Consider the following 14,640-nt stretch of genomic DNA (forward strand, 5'->3'; position numbering starts at 1 on the left):
GATGGAGTTTGATTTGGAGCGTAAGTTCTGCCGGATTGGCGGGGATGTGTCGATCACGGATGGATCGGTGATTGAAGGGTATGCCAGCCTGTTTGGCGCCTGCGATCAGGGGGGCGATGTGGTGGCAGCGGGCGCCTATGCGGCATCACTGGCCGGGCTGAACGCCAAGGGCGGGCGGGTGAAAATGTTGTGGCAGCATGACCCGGCGCAACCCATCGGCGTCTGGGACGAGGTGCGCGAAGATGCGCGGGGCCTGTTCGTCAGGGGCCGTATACTGGCCGATGTGGACAAGGGGCGCGAGGCGATCGCGCTGATCAATGCGGGGGCGATTGACGGGCTGTCGATCGGATACCGCACCAAAAAGGCAAGCAAGGATGCGGGCGGCAAGCGGCATCTGCATGAATTGGAGCTGTGGGAGGTGTCTTTGGTGACATTTCCCATGCTTCCCGAGGCGCGGGTGGGGGCGAAGGGCGATAGCCCCGGGGCCGACACCCTGCGCGGTCTGGCGGCGGCCCTTGAGGGCGCGCGCGGGCTGCTGTCGCGGGACTGACCCCGCGCAATCAGCAAGATGCGGGGCTGACCCCGCTTATTGAAAAGGAACTGCAATGCAGAAAACCGAGACGAAGTCTGGGGTCAGAGAAGATCTGCCCGAACAGGATGTGGCCCGGGCGTTGAACGGGCTGGTGGGCGACCTGAAGCGTTTTCAGGACGGCGTTGAGATCAAACTTAAACAAACCGAAGAGCGAGTGAACATGCTGGATCGTAAGACATTGATGGCGGGCCGCCCCGCATTGGCGCGCAGTGCCGAAACCGAAGCGCCACATCAAAAGGCGTTTGAGGCCTATGTGCGGTCGGGCGATGATGACGGATTTCGCGGGCTGGAGCTGGACGGAAAGTCGCTCAACACGGCGGTGAACGGGGATGGTGGGTATCTCGTTGATCCGGTGACCTCGGCCAGTGTGCAATCGGTGCTGCGGGCCACGGCGTCGATCCGGGCGGTGGCGAATGTGCTGAATGTCGAGGCGACATCTTATGATGTGCTGATCGACACCAGCGATATTGGTGCCGGTTGGGCCAGTGAAACCGGATCGGCCAGTGAAACCGGTACGCCGGCGATCGACCGCATCGTCATTCCTTTGCACGAGCTTTCGGCGCTGCCCAAGGCAAGCCAGCGTTTGCTGGACGATGCGGCGTTTGACATCGAGGGCTGGCTGGCCGGGCGGATCGCCGACAAATTCGCCCGTGCCGAGGCTGCGGCGTTTGTAAGCGGTGACGGTGTGGACAAGCCCACGGGGTTTCTGACCCATACCATCGTGGACGATGCGGTCTGGGCCTGGGATAAGCTGGGCTATGTCGCCACGGGCGCTGATGGGGCGTTTGACGGCGCGGATTCGCTGGTTGATCTGGTCTATGCGCTGGGCGCGCAGTATCGCGCCAACGGGTCGTTTGTGATGAACAGCAAGACCGCCGGGGTGGTGCGCAAGCTGAAGGACAACGACGGGCGGTTCCTGTGGTCCGACGGTCTGGCCGCGGGTGAGCCTGCGCGGCTGTTGGGCTATCCCGTGCTGATCGCCGAGGATATGCCCGACATTGCCAGCGATGCCCATGCGATTGCCTTTGGCGATTTTGGTGCGGGCTATACCATTGCCGAACGCCCGGACCTGCGCATCCTGCGCGACCCGTTCAGCGCCAAGCCTCATGTGTTGTTCTATGCCACCAAACGCGTGGGCGGCGACGTGAGCGATTTTGCCGCGATCAAGCTGTTGAAGTTCTCGGTCTCGTAAGGGCCGGGGGGGCCGGGCGGTTTCGCCTGTCCGGCCCTGCATGGGCGCGTGCCGCAGGATTTCGCGTCGTAAAGCTGCCTTCCCTCCGTCTGTGCGGCGCGGAGGTGCGCGTCCATCATTCGACCGTTTCGGGCCTTCTCGGATCGGCAGGGTTCGGAATTTCGGAGTTTTTCCATGAATATAGTCGAAGTGACATCCGTGGCGAGTGCTGCACTGCCGGTTGCGCAGTTCCGTGACCATCTTCGCCTGGGGACCGGATTTGGTGACGACAGTTTGCAGGACGGTGTGCTGGAAATCTGTCTGCGGGCCGCGCTGGCCCGGATCGAGGGGCATTGCAGCAAGGCAATTCTGGTGCGGGATTTCACGCTGCGCCTTGGAGAATGGCGCGATCTGTCGCGGTTGGTGCTGCCGGTTGCCCCGGTGGTTGCGGTTACGCAACTGGCGATTTCAGACCGGAGCGGGGCGCAGGTGGTGATTGATGGGGCGCGGTATCGGTTGATCCGGGATGACCATGCGCCGTTGCTGATTTCTGCCGGATATACCCTGCCGCGCATTCCCTTGGCTGGGCAGGCCGAGGTTTCATTCACTGCCGGATACGGGGCATGGGCCGATGTTCCGGGCGATATGGCGCAGGCGGTGCTGATGCTGGCGGCGCGGTATTACGAAACGCGTGATGCGGAGGAGTCTGACGTGCTGCCTGTCATGGTTTCAGGGCTGCTGAGCCGGTATCGCCGGTTGCGGATTTCGGGCGGGGTGCGGGTATGAGCGGCGTGCAGTTGAGCCGCAAGCTGGTGCTGGAAGGCGCGGTTGGGGTGGCGGACGGTGCCGGGGGATTCACGCAAAGCTGGCAGGCGCTGGGCACGTTATGGGCTGATTTGCGGATCCGGTCCGGGCGCAGTACCGGGGGCGAAGAGGTTGCGATGTCGCGGATCACCTATCGCATCACGGTGCGCGGTGCACCACAGGGCGCGGCGGCGCGGCCTGTTCCGGGCCAGCGGTTTCGTGATGGCGCGCGGTTCTTTGTGATTGATGCGGTCAGCGAGGTGGTGCCGGGCGGCACCTATCTGATCTGCTATGCCCATGAGGAGGTGGCGCTGTGAGCTATGGTATTTCCGGCCCGTTGCAGGCGGCTGTTTTTCAAACATTGCAGGGTGATACGGCCCTTGGGGCGATTGTGGGCAGCGATATTTACGATGCTGTTCCGGCGGGGGCCTTGCCCGCGATCTATGTGGTTTTGGGCGATGAGGATGTGCGCGACCGGTCCGACAAGGACGCGGGCGGCGCGCTGCATGATCTGACGATCAGCGTGATCGCGGATGTGCCCGGGTTTTCCACGGCAAAGGCGGCGGCGGGTGCGGTTTCGGATGCCCTTCTGGGGGCCACGCCGGTGCTGAGCCGGGGGCGCATTGTGGGGCTGTGGTTTCTGAAAGCCCGGGCGCGCCGGGTGGGCAGCGGCGATCAACGCCGTATCGATCTGCGGTTTCGCGCCCAGACACAAGACAACTGAATCTAACCGAACGGAGTGAATGATATGGCTGCGCAAAACGGCAAAGACCTGTTGATCAAGCTGGACCTGACCGGGGCCGGACAATTTGAAACCATCGCGGGGCTGCGCGCTACGCGGATTTCCTTTAACGCGGAAAGCGTGGATGTGACATCGCTGGAATCCCAGGGGGTGGCGTGAATTGCTGTCGGGGGCCGGGGTGAAATCGGCCTCGATATCGGGGTCGGGGGTGTTCAAGGACAGTGATACCGACGCAAGGGCGCGGCAGATTTTCTTTGACGGGCTGACCCCGGATTTTCAGGTAATCATCCCGGATTTCGGCATCGTGTCGGGCGCGTTTCAGGTGACATCGCTGGAATATGCCGGGGCGCATAATGGCGAGGCGAGTTATGAAATCTCGCTCGCCTCGGCCGGCGCGCTGGACTTTGTCGCGCTGTGAGCGGGAACCCATGGGCCGGGGAGGTGGCCCTGACGCTGGATGGTGAGGTGAGGCAGGCCAGGCTGACCCTTGGGGCGCTGGCCGAGCTTGAGGAGTCGTTGGGCGTCGATACCTTGGTCGATCTGGTGGAGCGGTTCGAGGCGGGGCGGTTTTCCACGCGCGATGTTCTGGCACTGGTCGTGGCGGGCCTGCGCGGGGGTGGTTGGCGGGGCGGTACTGCCGATTTGCTGAGTGCCAAGATCGGCGGCGGCCCGGTTGAGGCGGCGCGGGTGGCGGGCGCATTGTTGGCGCGGGCCTTTGCCCTGCCGGGGGATGCGGACCATGGGGTTTGACTGGCCCGGATTGATGCGCGCGGGGATTGGTGAACGGGGCCTGTTGCCGCGCGATTTCTGGGCGCTGACCCCAGCCGAGCTGATGCTGATGTTGGGGCGCGGGGGCGGTGCTGCCCCCATGGGCCGCGCGGGTCTGAACGCGCTGGCGGCGCGTTATCCCGACAATGACGGAGGAGATCACGATGGAAACGGCACAGATTGACGATCTGGAGGATCAGATCATCACGTTGGAGCAAACCCTTGGCGGGGCAAGCACCATGGCCGCCGCGTTTGACGGTGAGTTGCGGCGGATGCAATCGACAATCTCGGATACCGGGCGCGAGGTGAGCGTGCTGTCGAGCGGTATTTCTCGGGGGCTGCGCAAGAGTTTCGACGGGCTGATCTTTGACGGGATGAAGCTGTCGGATGCGTTGAAGGGCGTGGCGCAATCCATGGTGGATTCCGCCTATAACGCCGCCATGCGCCCGGTGAGCAAGCATTTTGGCGGGCTGTTGGCCACCGGAGTGGAGGGGTTGGTGAACGGGCTGTTGCCGTTTGAGAAGGGCGGCAGTTTTTCCCAGGGGCGCGTCATGCCATTCGCCAAGGGCGGTGTTGTTTCGGGGCCGACGACCTTTCCCATGCGCGGTGGCACCGGGTTGATGGGCGAAGCGGGGCCAGAGGCGATCATGCCGCTGGCACGCGGGGCTGACGGGCGGTTGGGCGTGCGGTCGGCTGGCGGGGGCGGCCCGGTGACGGTGGTGATGAATATCACGACGCCGGATGTGCAGGGATTTCAACGCAGTCAAAGCCAGATCGCCGCAAGAATGGGCCGCGCCTTGGGGCAGGGCCAACGCAACCGCTGAGGAGAATAGCATGTCATTCCATGAAATACGGTTTCCGGCGAACCTGTCCTTCGGATCGGTCGGTGGGCCGGAACGGCGCACCGAGGTTGTGACGCTGGCCAACGGGTTTGAAGAGCGCAACACGCCGTGGTCCCATTCGCGCCGCCGGTATGACGCCGGGCTGGGGATGCGGTCGCTGGACGATGTTGAGCTGCTGTTGGCGTTTTTCGAGGCGCGGCGCGGGCAGTTGCACGGGTTTCGCTGGAAGGATTGGGCCGATTTCAAATCCTGCGCGGCGTCGCGCAGCGTGGATTACAACGATCAGATCATCGGCCACGGGGATGGTGTGTCTGCCGATTTTCAGTTGAGCAAGACCTATCAGGCGGGGGTGAACCCCTATGTGCGCCCCGTGCGCAAGCCCTTGGCGGGGAGCGTGACGTTGGGCCTTGAGGGCGATCTTTTGCGCGAGGCGGTGCATTTCGATCTGGATGTGACAACGGGTTTGGTCACGCTTTACGAGGTTCCACCTGCGGGGGCCGAGATTACGGCCGGGTTTGAATTCGACGTGCCGGTGCGGTTTGATACCGATCTTGTTCAGGTGTCGGTGGCCAGTTTCAAGGCGGGCAATGTGCCGAACGTGCCAATCGTAGAGGTGCGGATCTGATGGGAATTTCCGAGGAGTTTCAGGCGCATCTGGAAAGTGGCACCACGAGTGTGTGCCGTTGCTGGCAGGTGCTGCGCCGGGATGGCGAGCGGTTCGGGTTTACCGATCATGATGATACATTGCGGTTCGATGGACAGGTGTTTCTGGCCTCGGAAGGTATGTCGGCGCGGGCATTGGAGCAGACGACCGGGCTGGCGGTGGACAACTCCGAGGCGATGGGCGTGCTGAGCGATGCGTCGGTCAGCGAGGAGGATATTCGCGCCGGTCTGTTCGACGGCGCCGAGGTTTTGGCCTGGCTGGTGAACTGGGCCGCGCCAGAGCAGCAGGTTTTGCAGTTTCGCGGCACCCTGGGAGAAATCCAGCGTGCAGGGGGGCCTTTCGCGCCGAGCTGCGCGGGTTGACCGAGGCGCTGAACCAGCCGCAGGGGCGCGTGTATCAGGCACCTTGTTCGGCGGTTCTGGGCGATGGCGACTGCGGGTTCGATTTGTCCACGCCCGGCTATGTGGAAACCCGGGCGGTGGAGGTGGTGGAGGGGCGCAAATTTTTCGCTTCGCGGCACTGGATGGATTTGATGACCGCTGGTTTGAGCGCGGGCGGCTGATTGTCGAAAGCGGAGTGGCCAAGGGCATTGTCGCAATCATCAAAAACGACCGGCTGAGCGCGAAGGGGCGCACCATTGAGGTGTGGGAGGCACTGCGGCTGGAGATTGCGCCAGGCGATATGATCCGGCTGGAGGCGGGGTGCGACAAGCGGGTGAAAACCTGCCGGTTGAAATTCAACAACATCCTGAATTTTCGCGGCTTTCCCGACATCCCCGGTGAAGACTGGCTTATGGCCTATCCGTCAAGCGGTGATGACAATTCGGGTGGTTCGCTGTCAACAAGGAGGTGGGACGGATGAGCGTGGGGAACCCCGGGGCCGTCACCATTGCGCGCCAGTGGATCGGCACACCTTATTTGCATCAGGCGTCCTGCCTTGGGGCCGGGGCCGATTGTCTGGGCCTGATCCGGGGCATTTGGCGAGGGTTGAACGGGCATGAACCGGCGGCGGTGCCTGCCTATACGCCAGATTGGTCGGAACCGCAGCGACAAGAGCGGCTGTGGCAGGCGGCGCGGGCGCATTTGGCGGAACAGCCATTGGGCGATTTGGCCGCTGGCGATGTGGTGTTGTTTCGGATGCGCGACAGCGGCGTTGCCAAACATCTGGGTGTGATTTCGGAGACTGGTGCGCGGGCGTCGTTCATCCATGCTTATTCCGGGCATGGGGTGATCGAAAGCCCGCTGAGCGCCCCTTGGCGGCGCCGCATCGTGGCGCGCTTTGCATTTCCTGACAGGAGGCTTTGATGGCCACGATTGTTCTTTCCGCAATTGGTGCGGCGGCGGGCGCGAGCCTTGGTGGCGGCGTTCTGGGGTTGTCGTCTGTTGTGATCGGCAGGGCGGTGGGGGCCACTCTGGGCCGTGTAATTGACCAGTCGATCCTTGGGGCAGGGTCACAGGCGGTGGAAACCGGTAAGGTGGAACGGTTTCGGCTGACGGGGGCCAGCGAGGGCGCGCCGGTCAATCAGGTGTTTGGTCGCAGCCGGATTTCGGGGCAGGTGATCTGGGCGTCGAAGTTCCTGGAAAAAACCGCGACCAGCGGCGGGGGCAAGGGTGCGCCCAGCGGGCCAAGCACGACCAGCTATAGTTATTGTGTGTCGCTTGCCATAGCCCTGTGCGCCGGTGAGATTTCACGCGTGGGTCGGGTGTGGATCGACGGGGCCGAGGCCAGTCTGGACGATCTGAATATCCGGGTTTATCCGGGATCGCAGAACCAACTGCCCGACCCCAAGATCGAGGCCGTCGAGGGGGCTGGCAATGTGCCGGCCTATCGCGGCATCGCCTATGTGGTGTTCGAGGATCTGGATCTTGCGCCCTATGGCAACCGTGTGCCGCAATTCAGCTTTGAGGTGATGCGCCCGGAACCGACCGCGCAGGGCGGTATGCCGGATCTGGCGCGCAGCGTGCAGGGCGTGGCGTTGATGCCCGGAACCGGGGAATATGCCCTGGCCACCACGCCGGTGCGGTTTCAGCAGGAACCGGGGGTTTCGAGTTTTATCAACATCAATTCGCCCTTGGGGAAAACCGATTTCGCGGCGTCGGTGGATGCTTTGAGAGAGGAACTGCCGAATTGTGGCGCGACATCGCTGGTCGTGTCGTGGTTCGGCAATGACCTGCGGTGTGGCAGTTGTGAGATTGCGCCGAAGGTGGAGCAGGGGGAATTCGAAGGGGTTGAAATGCCCTGGACGGTTTCGGGCCTGACCCGCTCTTCGGCAGTGCCGTTGGCCAAGGTGGACGGCAAGGTGATTTATGGCGGCACCCCGACTGATCAATCGGTGAAAGAGGCGATCACGGCCCTGTGCGATGCCGGTCAGGCGGTGATGTTTTATCCGTTTATCCTGATGGAGCAGTTGGCGGACAACGGGTTGCCTGACCCTTATTCCGGTGCGGATGATCAGCCCATTCTGCCATGGCGCGGGCGGATCACGCTTTCGGTGGCCCCGGGGCGGGATGGTTCGCCCGATAAAACGGCGCAGGCCGAGGCCGAGGTCGCGGCGTTTTTCGGTGTGGCGTCGGGGGCTGATTTCACGGTGACAGACGATGGCGTTGATTACACCGGTCCGGCTGAGTTTTCTTACCGCCGGTTCATCCTGCATTACGCCCACCTGTGTGCGGCTGCGGGGGGGTTGATTCATTCTGCGTTGGCACAGAGATGCGGGCGCTGACCCAGATCCGGGGTGCTGGGGGCAGTTTTCCGGCGGTCGAGGCCATGCGTCAGTTGGTGCAGGATGTTCGTGCCATCGTCGGGTCGGATTGCAAGATCGGCTATGCCGCTGATTGGTCGGAATATTTCGGCTATCATCCGCAGGATGGATCGGGTGATGTATTCTTTCATCTCGATCCGTTGTGGGCAGATTCGGAAACCGATTTCATCGGAATCGACAATTATATGCCATTGGCCGATTGGCGTGACGGGTTTGATCATGCCGATGCGGATTGGGGCGCGGTCTATAATCTCGACTATCTCAAGTCCAATATCGCGGGTGGTGAAGGGTATGATTGGTATTACCACGCCCCCGAGGCCGAGGCGATTCAACTGCGCACGCCGATCACCGATGGGGCTTATGATGAACCATGGGTGTTTCGGTATAAGGATTTGAAAGGCTGGTGGAGCAACGAGCATTACAACCGCAGCGGCGGTGTGCGCGATCAAACCCCAACGAATTGGGAACCGGGCAGCAAGCCGATCTGGTTCACCGAATACGGGTGTGCCGCCATCGACAAGGGGGCCAACCAGCCCAACAAGTTTCTGGACCCGAAATCAAGCGAAAGCGATCTGCCGAAATATTCCACCGGGCGGCGCGATGACTTGATGCAGATGCAATATCTGCGGGCGATGCAATGCTATTGGTCCGACCCGGCAAATAACCCGGTGTCCGAGCAATATGGCGGGCCGATGGTGGATATGTCGCGCGGCCATGTCTGGGCATGGGATGCGCGGCCCTATCCGTTTTTTCCCGGGAATGCTGACCTGTGGAGCGACGGTGAGAATTACGCCCGGGGGCATTGGATCGCCGGGCGGGCGACAGCGCGGGCGTTGTCTTCGGTGGTGCGCGAGATTTGCGCGCAATCTGGTGTGCGCGATGTGGATGTCAGCCGCCTGTATGATGTGGTCCGTGGGTTCGTGATTGGCGATGTCAGCGGGGCGCGCGCGCGGCTTCAGCCGCTGATGATGGCCTATGGGTTTGACGCCATCGAGCGCGAGGGAAAGCTGCTGTTTCAATCCCGGGACGGGCGTGAAATCGGGCAGGTTGACCCCGAGCGCGTGGTGGTGACCGGCGAATTGGACGGCGACATTGACGCCGTACGCAACCCCGAGGCTGATACCGTGGGGCGGCTGCGGTTGAATTTCGTTGCGGCGGATGGTGATTTTGAGGTTCAGGCTGCCGAGGCGATTTTCCCCGACGAGCGCAGTTTTGGCGTGGCGCAATCGGAATTTCCGCTGGTCCTGACCCGGGCCGAGGCGACGGGGATCGTTGAACGCTGGTTGGCGGAATCCCGGGTGGCGCGCGACAAGTTGCGCTTTGCGCTGCCGCTGTCGCAACTGGGCTTTGGTGCTGGCGATGTCCTGAAGGTGCGGGGCGCGCTGTATCGGCTGGATCATATCGAACAGGCCGGACAACAGATGATCGAGGCGGTGCGGATTGAACCCGAGCTGTATGAGCCAAGCGATGCTGTGGATACGGCAGTGCGCCTTGCGCCCTTTGTGGCCCCGGTGCCGGTGTTGCCGGTGTTTCTGGATCTGCCCCTGTTAAGCGGCAACGAGGTGCCGCACGCCCCCCATATCGCGGTGACGGGGCGGCCTTGGCCGGGATCGGTTGCAGTATACGATTCCGCGCTTGAGGATGGGTTTACGCTGAACAGGCTGATTTCGGCGCAAGCCACCATGGGCGTGACCGAAAGCGTGATGACGGCGGCCCAAACGGGGCTGTTGGACAATGGCGCGCCCTTGCGGGTGCGTTTGCTGAGCGGGGCGCTGGAATCGATCACCATGAACCGGCTTCTTGCGGGCCATAACGCCATGGCGATTGGAACCGGCGAGGATGACGCTTGGGAAGTGTTCCAGTTTGGGCAGGCCGATCTGGTCGGCGATCGTAAGTATGACCTGAGCCAGCGGCTGCGGGGGCAGGCGGGGACCGATGCCTTGATCCCCTTTGAGTGGCCAGTGGGCAGCCGGGTTGTTCTGTTGAATACCGCCGTGAATCAGATCAGCCTCGACTCCTCCAATCGCGGGTTGGCGCGCCATTACCGGATCGGCCCGGCGGGGCGTCCGTTGGACGATCCGATCTTTGCCGAACAGGTGCGTGCCTTTGATGGGGTCGGGTTGCGCCCCTATGCGCCGGTGCATCTGCGGCTGCGCAAGGTGGCGGGCGACATCACCGCGACGTGGATCAGACGCACGCGGATCGACGGTGATCCATGGGGAGAAACCGATGTGCCTTTGGGCGAAGCGAGCGAGGTCTATGCCTTGCGGGTGGTGCAGAATGGCACGGTGTTGCGACAAGCCACTGTCACCGCGCCACAATGGACCTATGACGCCGCACAACAGGCGGCGGACGGGGCGGTGGCGCCCTTTGCCATTGAGGTTGCGCAGGTGTCTGACCGGTTCGGGCCGGGGCTGTATAGGCGGGCGGTCTTTGTTGGCTAGGCCGGGCGGGCAGATGTGGCTGGGCGATGCCAGTGCGGCGGCGCGGGTTATGTGCCGCGTCCCCGTACATCGGCGCCTCTGGGTGCAGGAGCGAATGTTGCGCGAAGCGGCGCGCGCCCACTCTCATGTTGCCCGAACCGGCCGCGCCCATTGTATCTGGGGCGATGGCAGCCTGATGGCGGTGGCACTGCGGCGCGCACCGGCGGGGGAGCCGCCCCTGTCGGACAGGGATTTCTGCCTCTGTCTGGCCCACATTTTGTTACGATTAAGCGAGAACTAGGGTTTGACGGTGGAATATCGGCCCTATGTGGTATAGTCGGTGCGCGACAAAAAGGACACGCCATGCCCGATGCCAAGGAACACCTTTCGCAGATTGACCCGGTCTGGTCGCAGATCACCAGCGAAGCGCGCGCGGCGATTGCCGATGAGCCGCTTTTGGGCGGTCTGATCCATTCCAGTATCCTGCATCATCGCAGTCTGGAAAAGGCGCTCGCCTATCGCGTGTCGCTCAAGCTTGCCTCGGGCGAGATGTCAGAGCAGTTCCTGCGCGAGATCGCGGATGAGGGCTATGCCGCCGATCCATGGCTGGGGGCGGCGGCGCGGGCCGATCTGGTGGCTGTTCTGGATCGTGACCCGGCCAGTCATCGGTTGTTGCAGCCTCTGTTGTATTTCAAGGGCTATCAGGCGGTTCAGGCGTATCGGCTGGGCCACTGGCTGTGGCAGCAGGGGCGGCGCGATCTGGCTTATTTCCTGCAAATGCGCAACAGTGAGGTGTTCGGGATTGATATTCACCCCGGCGCAAAGATCGGGCGTGGCATCATGATCGACCATGCCCATTCCATCGTGATTGGCGAAACGGCGGTGGTGGGTGACAATGTGTCGATGCTGCATTCCGTGACGCTGGGCGGTACAGGCAAGGAAGACGATGATCGCCACCCCAAGATCGGTGACGGCGTGTTGATCGGGGCAGGGGCCAAGGTGCTGGGCAATATCCACATCGGCCATTGCACCCGCATCGCCGCCGGTTCGGTGGTGCTTGAGGATGTGCCACCGATGAAAACCGTGGCGGGGGTGCCCGCGCGCATCGTAGGCGAGGCCGGTTGTGCCCAGCCCGCCGTCAGCATGAATCACCTGCTGAACGGGCCGGACGCCTGAACAGAGATGCTCAGGCGAGCATGGCCATCGGGTTTTCAAGGTTATCCTTGATCGCGGCCAACAATTCAGCCCCCAGCGCACCGTCGATCACCCGGTGATCGACGGACAGGGTCACCGACATCACGGTGGCCACGGCAAGGTTTCCTTCACCATCAACCACGGGTTTCTTGACCCCGGCGCCCACGGCCAGGATCGCCCCGTGGGGCGGGTTGATCACCGCGTCAAAATTATCGACCCCGAACATCCCGAGGTTTGAAATGGCAAAACTGCCGCCCTGATATTCATGGGGCGCCAGTTTTCGGTCGCGCGCGCGACTGGCCAGATCCTTCATTTCAGCAGACAGCGCGCTGAGGGTTTTGACCTCGGCGTCTTTCAGAACCGGTGTGAACAACCCACCCTCGATTGCGACGGCAACGGCAACATCCGACGGCTTCAGCTCCAGAATCCGGTCACCGGCCCAGACGGCATTGGCCGTTGGCACCTGTTGCAGGGCCAGCGCACAGGCCTTGATGATGAAATCATTGACCGAAAGCTTAACGCCGCGCCCTGATAATTGTTTGTTAAGGTCGGCGCGGAAGGCCAGCAGGGCGTCGAGATGAATATCGCGGCGCAGATAGAAATGCGGAATCGTTTGTTTCGCCTCGGAAAGACGGGCCGCAATGGTTTTGCGCATCCCGTTCAGGGTGATTTCGCTGTGCGCACGGTCGGCATAAAGTGCGGCAACCTTGTTGTCTCCCGACGCTGCCGGCGCCGTGTCGGTGCTGGCGGTAGCCGCGATGGGGGCCGCTGGTTTTTCTGCGGCTTCCACGTCGGATTTGACAATCCGTCCCTTCGGGCCTGTTCCTTTCAGCGTGCTCAGATCCAGCCCTTTGTCCGCCGCCAGACGCCGCGCGAGGGGCGAGGCGAAAATACGCTCGCCACTGTTGGCAACGGGTGCCGCAGCCGCCGTCGGTGCCGGTTCTGGCGCCTTTTCCGGCTCAGCCGTTTTCGCCGGAGTGGCTTTGGGCGTTTCATCACCCTGCGCCAGGTCATCGGCGTTTTCACCATCGCCCAACAGCACCGCGATGGGGCTGTTGACCTTCACGCCCTCGCTGCCCTCGGCCACCAGAATTTTGCCGATCACGCCTTCATCGACGGCTTCGAATTCCATGGTTGCCTTGTCGGTTTCGATTTCGGCCAGCAAATCACCGGATGCCACGGTATCACCCTCTTTGACCAGCCATTTGGCGAGGGTGCCTTCCTCCATGGTGGGCGACAGGGCGGGCATGAGGATTTCGGTTGGCATGTCAGTCTCCATTTTGCAGGCGGGCCTGCGAAATCATTCGTAAGTGTGCGCGGCAATCACCCGCTGTAGGTGACTGTGCGCACGGCCTCGACCACTTCATCGGTGGTGATCAGCGCCAGTTTTTCCAGGTTCGCCGCATATGGCATCGGGACATCCTTGCCCGTGCAGTTGATGACCGGCGCGTCAAGATAATCGAACGCCTGTTGCATCAGCACCGATGAGATGTAATTGCCGACGGAACCTTGTGGAAAACCCTCTTCGACGGTCACGCAGCGGTTGGTTTTCTTCACGCTTTCTATGATCGCGCCGGTGTCCATGGGGCGCAGGGTGCGCAGGTCGATCACCTCGGCCTCGATTCCGTCTTTTGCCAATATTTCAGCCGCTTCCAAGGCATAGCTGACCCCGATCCCAAAGGATACGATGGTCACGTCACCGCCTTCACGCCAGATGCGCGCCTTGCCGAATGGCACGGTGTGATCCTCAATATCCGGCACATCGAAACTGCGCCCGTACAGGATTTCATTTTCGAGGAAAATCACCGGGTTCGGGTCGCGGATCGCGGTTTTCAACAGGCCTTTGGCGTCATCGGCAGAATAGGGCATCACCACTTTCAGCCCCGGAATTTGCGAATACCACGCGGCGTAATCATGGGAATGCTGTGCGCCAACCCGGGCCGCAGCACCGTTCGGGCCGCGAAACACGATGGGACAGCCCATTTGCCCGCCCGACATATAGAGGGTTTTTGCGGCGGAATTGATGATCTGATCCATGGCCTGCATGGCGAAGTTGAAAGTCATGAATTCAACGATCGGGCTCAGCCCGCCAAAGGCGGCGCCCACGCCGATACCGGCAAACCCGTGTTCCGTGATCGGCGTGTCAATCACCCGGCGCGCGCCGAATTCATCCAGCAACCCTTGGGAAATCTTGTAGGCGCCCTGATATTCGGCCACCTCTTCGCCCATCAGAAACACCTTGTCGCTGCGGCGCATTTCCTCGGCCATGGCATCGCGCAGGGCCTCGCGCACCGTGGTCTTTTTCATCACTGTGCCCTCGGGCAGTTCAGATTCGACCGGGGCGGGGGTGTTTGTGGCGCCGGTGCGGCGGGTGCATCCTCTTTGCGCGCTTCTGCCGGGGCGGGTTGCGGTTGCGCGGGGGTGTCGTCGTCGGGTTCACCCTCGATCACCAAGGTCGCGATGGGGCTGTTCACGGCCACGCCTTCGGTGCCCTCAGTCACCAGGATTTTACCGATCACGCCTTCATCCACGGCCTCGAATTCCATCGTGGCCTTGTCGGTTTCGATCTCGGCCAGAATATCGCCGGCGTTCACGGTGTCGCCTTCCTTGACCAGCCATTTGGCGAGGGTACCTTCCTCCATGGTGGGCGACAGGGCGGGCATCAGGATTTCGGCCATG

13 protein-coding genes and 4 pseudogenes are annotated in these 14,640 nt (G+C 62.3%); 15 read left to right on the forward strand and 2 right to left on the reverse strand.

The genetic code is table 11. From position 1 onward, the window contains the following. Position 1 precedes the first annotated feature (1 nt). The 15 genes and pseudogenes from AC0L7P_RS09260 (at position 2) to cysE (ending at position 11,943) form a co-directional block, all read left to right on the forward strand. Positions 2-550: an HK97 family phage prohead protease gene (locus tag AC0L7P_RS09260; protein WP_473432568.1), complete on the forward strand. Its 549-nt coding sequence runs from the start codon at positions 2-4 to the stop codon at positions 548-550. Positions 551-605: 55 nt separating this feature from the next. Further along, positions 606-1,784 carry a phage major capsid protein gene (locus AC0L7P_RS09265; RefSeq protein ID WP_473432569.1) on the forward strand — a complete coding sequence of 393 codons (1,179 nt, stop codon included), beginning with the start codon at positions 606-608 and terminating at the stop codon, positions 1,782-1,784. 174 nt (positions 1,785-1,958) lie between these two features. Then, positions 1,959-2,549, forward strand: a complete 591-nt coding sequence (locus AC0L7P_RS09270; RefSeq protein ID WP_473432570.1) for a head-tail connector protein — start codon at positions 1,959-1,961, stop codon at positions 2,547-2,549. After that, on the forward strand, positions 2,546-2,884 hold the full coding sequence (locus tag AC0L7P_RS09275) for a head-tail adaptor protein (RefSeq protein ID WP_473432571.1): 339 nt from the start codon (positions 2,546-2,548) through the stop codon (positions 2,882-2,884). The genes AC0L7P_RS09270 and AC0L7P_RS09275 overlap by 4 nt, the downstream gene beginning before the upstream one ends. Beyond that, positions 2,881-3,291 (forward strand): DUF3168 domain-containing protein, encoded by a 411-nt coding sequence (locus tag AC0L7P_RS09280; RefSeq protein WP_473432572.1) that lies wholly within the window; start codon positions 2,881-2,883, stop codon positions 3,289-3,291. Before AC0L7P_RS09275 ends, AC0L7P_RS09280 begins: the two co-directional genes overlap by 4 nt. 24 nt (positions 3,292-3,315) lie before the next feature. Then, a pseudogene (locus tag AC0L7P_RS09285) lies at positions 3,316-3,727 on the forward strand (phage major tail protein, TP901-1 family). A 23-nt stretch (positions 3,728-3,750) separates the two neighbouring features. Continuing rightward, complete coding sequence (locus tag AC0L7P_RS09290) at positions 3,751-4,059, forward strand: gene transfer agent family protein (protein WP_473432573.1); 309 nt, start codon at positions 3,751-3,753, stop codon at positions 4,057-4,059. Then, a complete protein-coding gene (locus AC0L7P_RS09295) occupies positions 4,049-4,261 on the forward strand; it encodes a rcc01693 family protein (RefSeq protein WP_473432574.1) in 213 nt (70 codons plus the stop codon). The genes AC0L7P_RS09290 and AC0L7P_RS09295 overlap by 11 nt, the downstream gene beginning before the upstream one ends. Beyond that, positions 4,242-4,901, forward strand: a complete 660-nt coding sequence (locus AC0L7P_RS09300) for a phage tail tape measure protein (RefSeq protein ID WP_473432575.1) — start codon at positions 4,242-4,244, stop codon at positions 4,899-4,901. Before AC0L7P_RS09295 ends, AC0L7P_RS09300 begins: the two co-directional genes overlap by 20 nt. A 10-nt stretch (positions 4,902-4,911) precedes the next feature. Beyond that, positions 4,912-5,544 (forward strand): phage distal tail protein, Rcc01695 family, encoded by a 633-nt coding sequence (locus tag AC0L7P_RS09305; protein ID WP_473432576.1) that lies wholly within the window; start codon positions 4,912-4,914, stop codon positions 5,542-5,544. Further along, positions 5,544-6,444 (forward strand): annotated as a pseudogene (locus AC0L7P_RS09310) (DUF2163 domain-containing protein). The gene AC0L7P_RS09305 and the pseudogene AC0L7P_RS09310 overlap by 1 nt, the downstream one beginning before the upstream one ends. Then, positions 6,441-6,887: an NlpC/P60 family protein gene (locus AC0L7P_RS09315; protein WP_473432577.1), complete on the forward strand. Its 447-nt coding sequence runs from the start codon at positions 6,441-6,443 to the stop codon at positions 6,885-6,887. The pseudogene AC0L7P_RS09310 and the gene AC0L7P_RS09315 overlap by 4 nt, the downstream one beginning before the upstream one ends. Further along, positions 6,887-10,788 (forward strand): annotated as a pseudogene (locus AC0L7P_RS09320) (baseplate multidomain protein megatron). The gene AC0L7P_RS09315 and the pseudogene AC0L7P_RS09320 overlap by 1 nt, the downstream one beginning before the upstream one ends. Before the next feature lie 13 nt (positions 10,789-10,801). Beyond that, a complete protein-coding gene (locus AC0L7P_RS09325; RefSeq protein ID WP_473432578.1) occupies positions 10,802-11,068 on the forward strand; it encodes a DUF7742 family protein in 267 nt (88 codons plus the stop codon). A gap of 62 nt (positions 11,069-11,130) precedes the next feature. Beyond that, complete coding sequence (gene cysE, locus AC0L7P_RS09330; RefSeq protein ID WP_473432579.1) at positions 11,131-11,943, forward strand: serine O-acetyltransferase; 813 nt, start codon at positions 11,131-11,133, stop codon at positions 11,941-11,943. Positions 11,944-11,953: 10 nt separating this feature from the next. On the opposite strand, the gene AC0L7P_RS09335 is transcribed toward cysE, so the two are convergent. Both AC0L7P_RS09335 and AC0L7P_RS09340 read right to left on the reverse strand, forming a co-directional pair. Then, the gene (locus AC0L7P_RS09335; protein ID WP_473432580.1) at positions 11,954-13,228 is read right to left on the reverse strand and encodes a pyruvate dehydrogenase complex dihydrolipoamide acetyltransferase; all 1,275 of its coding nucleotides are present in this window, start codon (positions 13,226-13,228) and stop codon (positions 11,954-11,956) included. Positions 13,229-13,284: 56 nt separating this feature from the next. Next, positions 13,285-14,639 (reverse strand): annotated as a pseudogene (locus AC0L7P_RS09340) (pyruvate dehydrogenase complex E1 component subunit beta). Position 14,640: the final 1 nt, after the last annotated feature.

This window comes from Oceaniglobus sp. K40-3, from assembly GCF_055808395.1.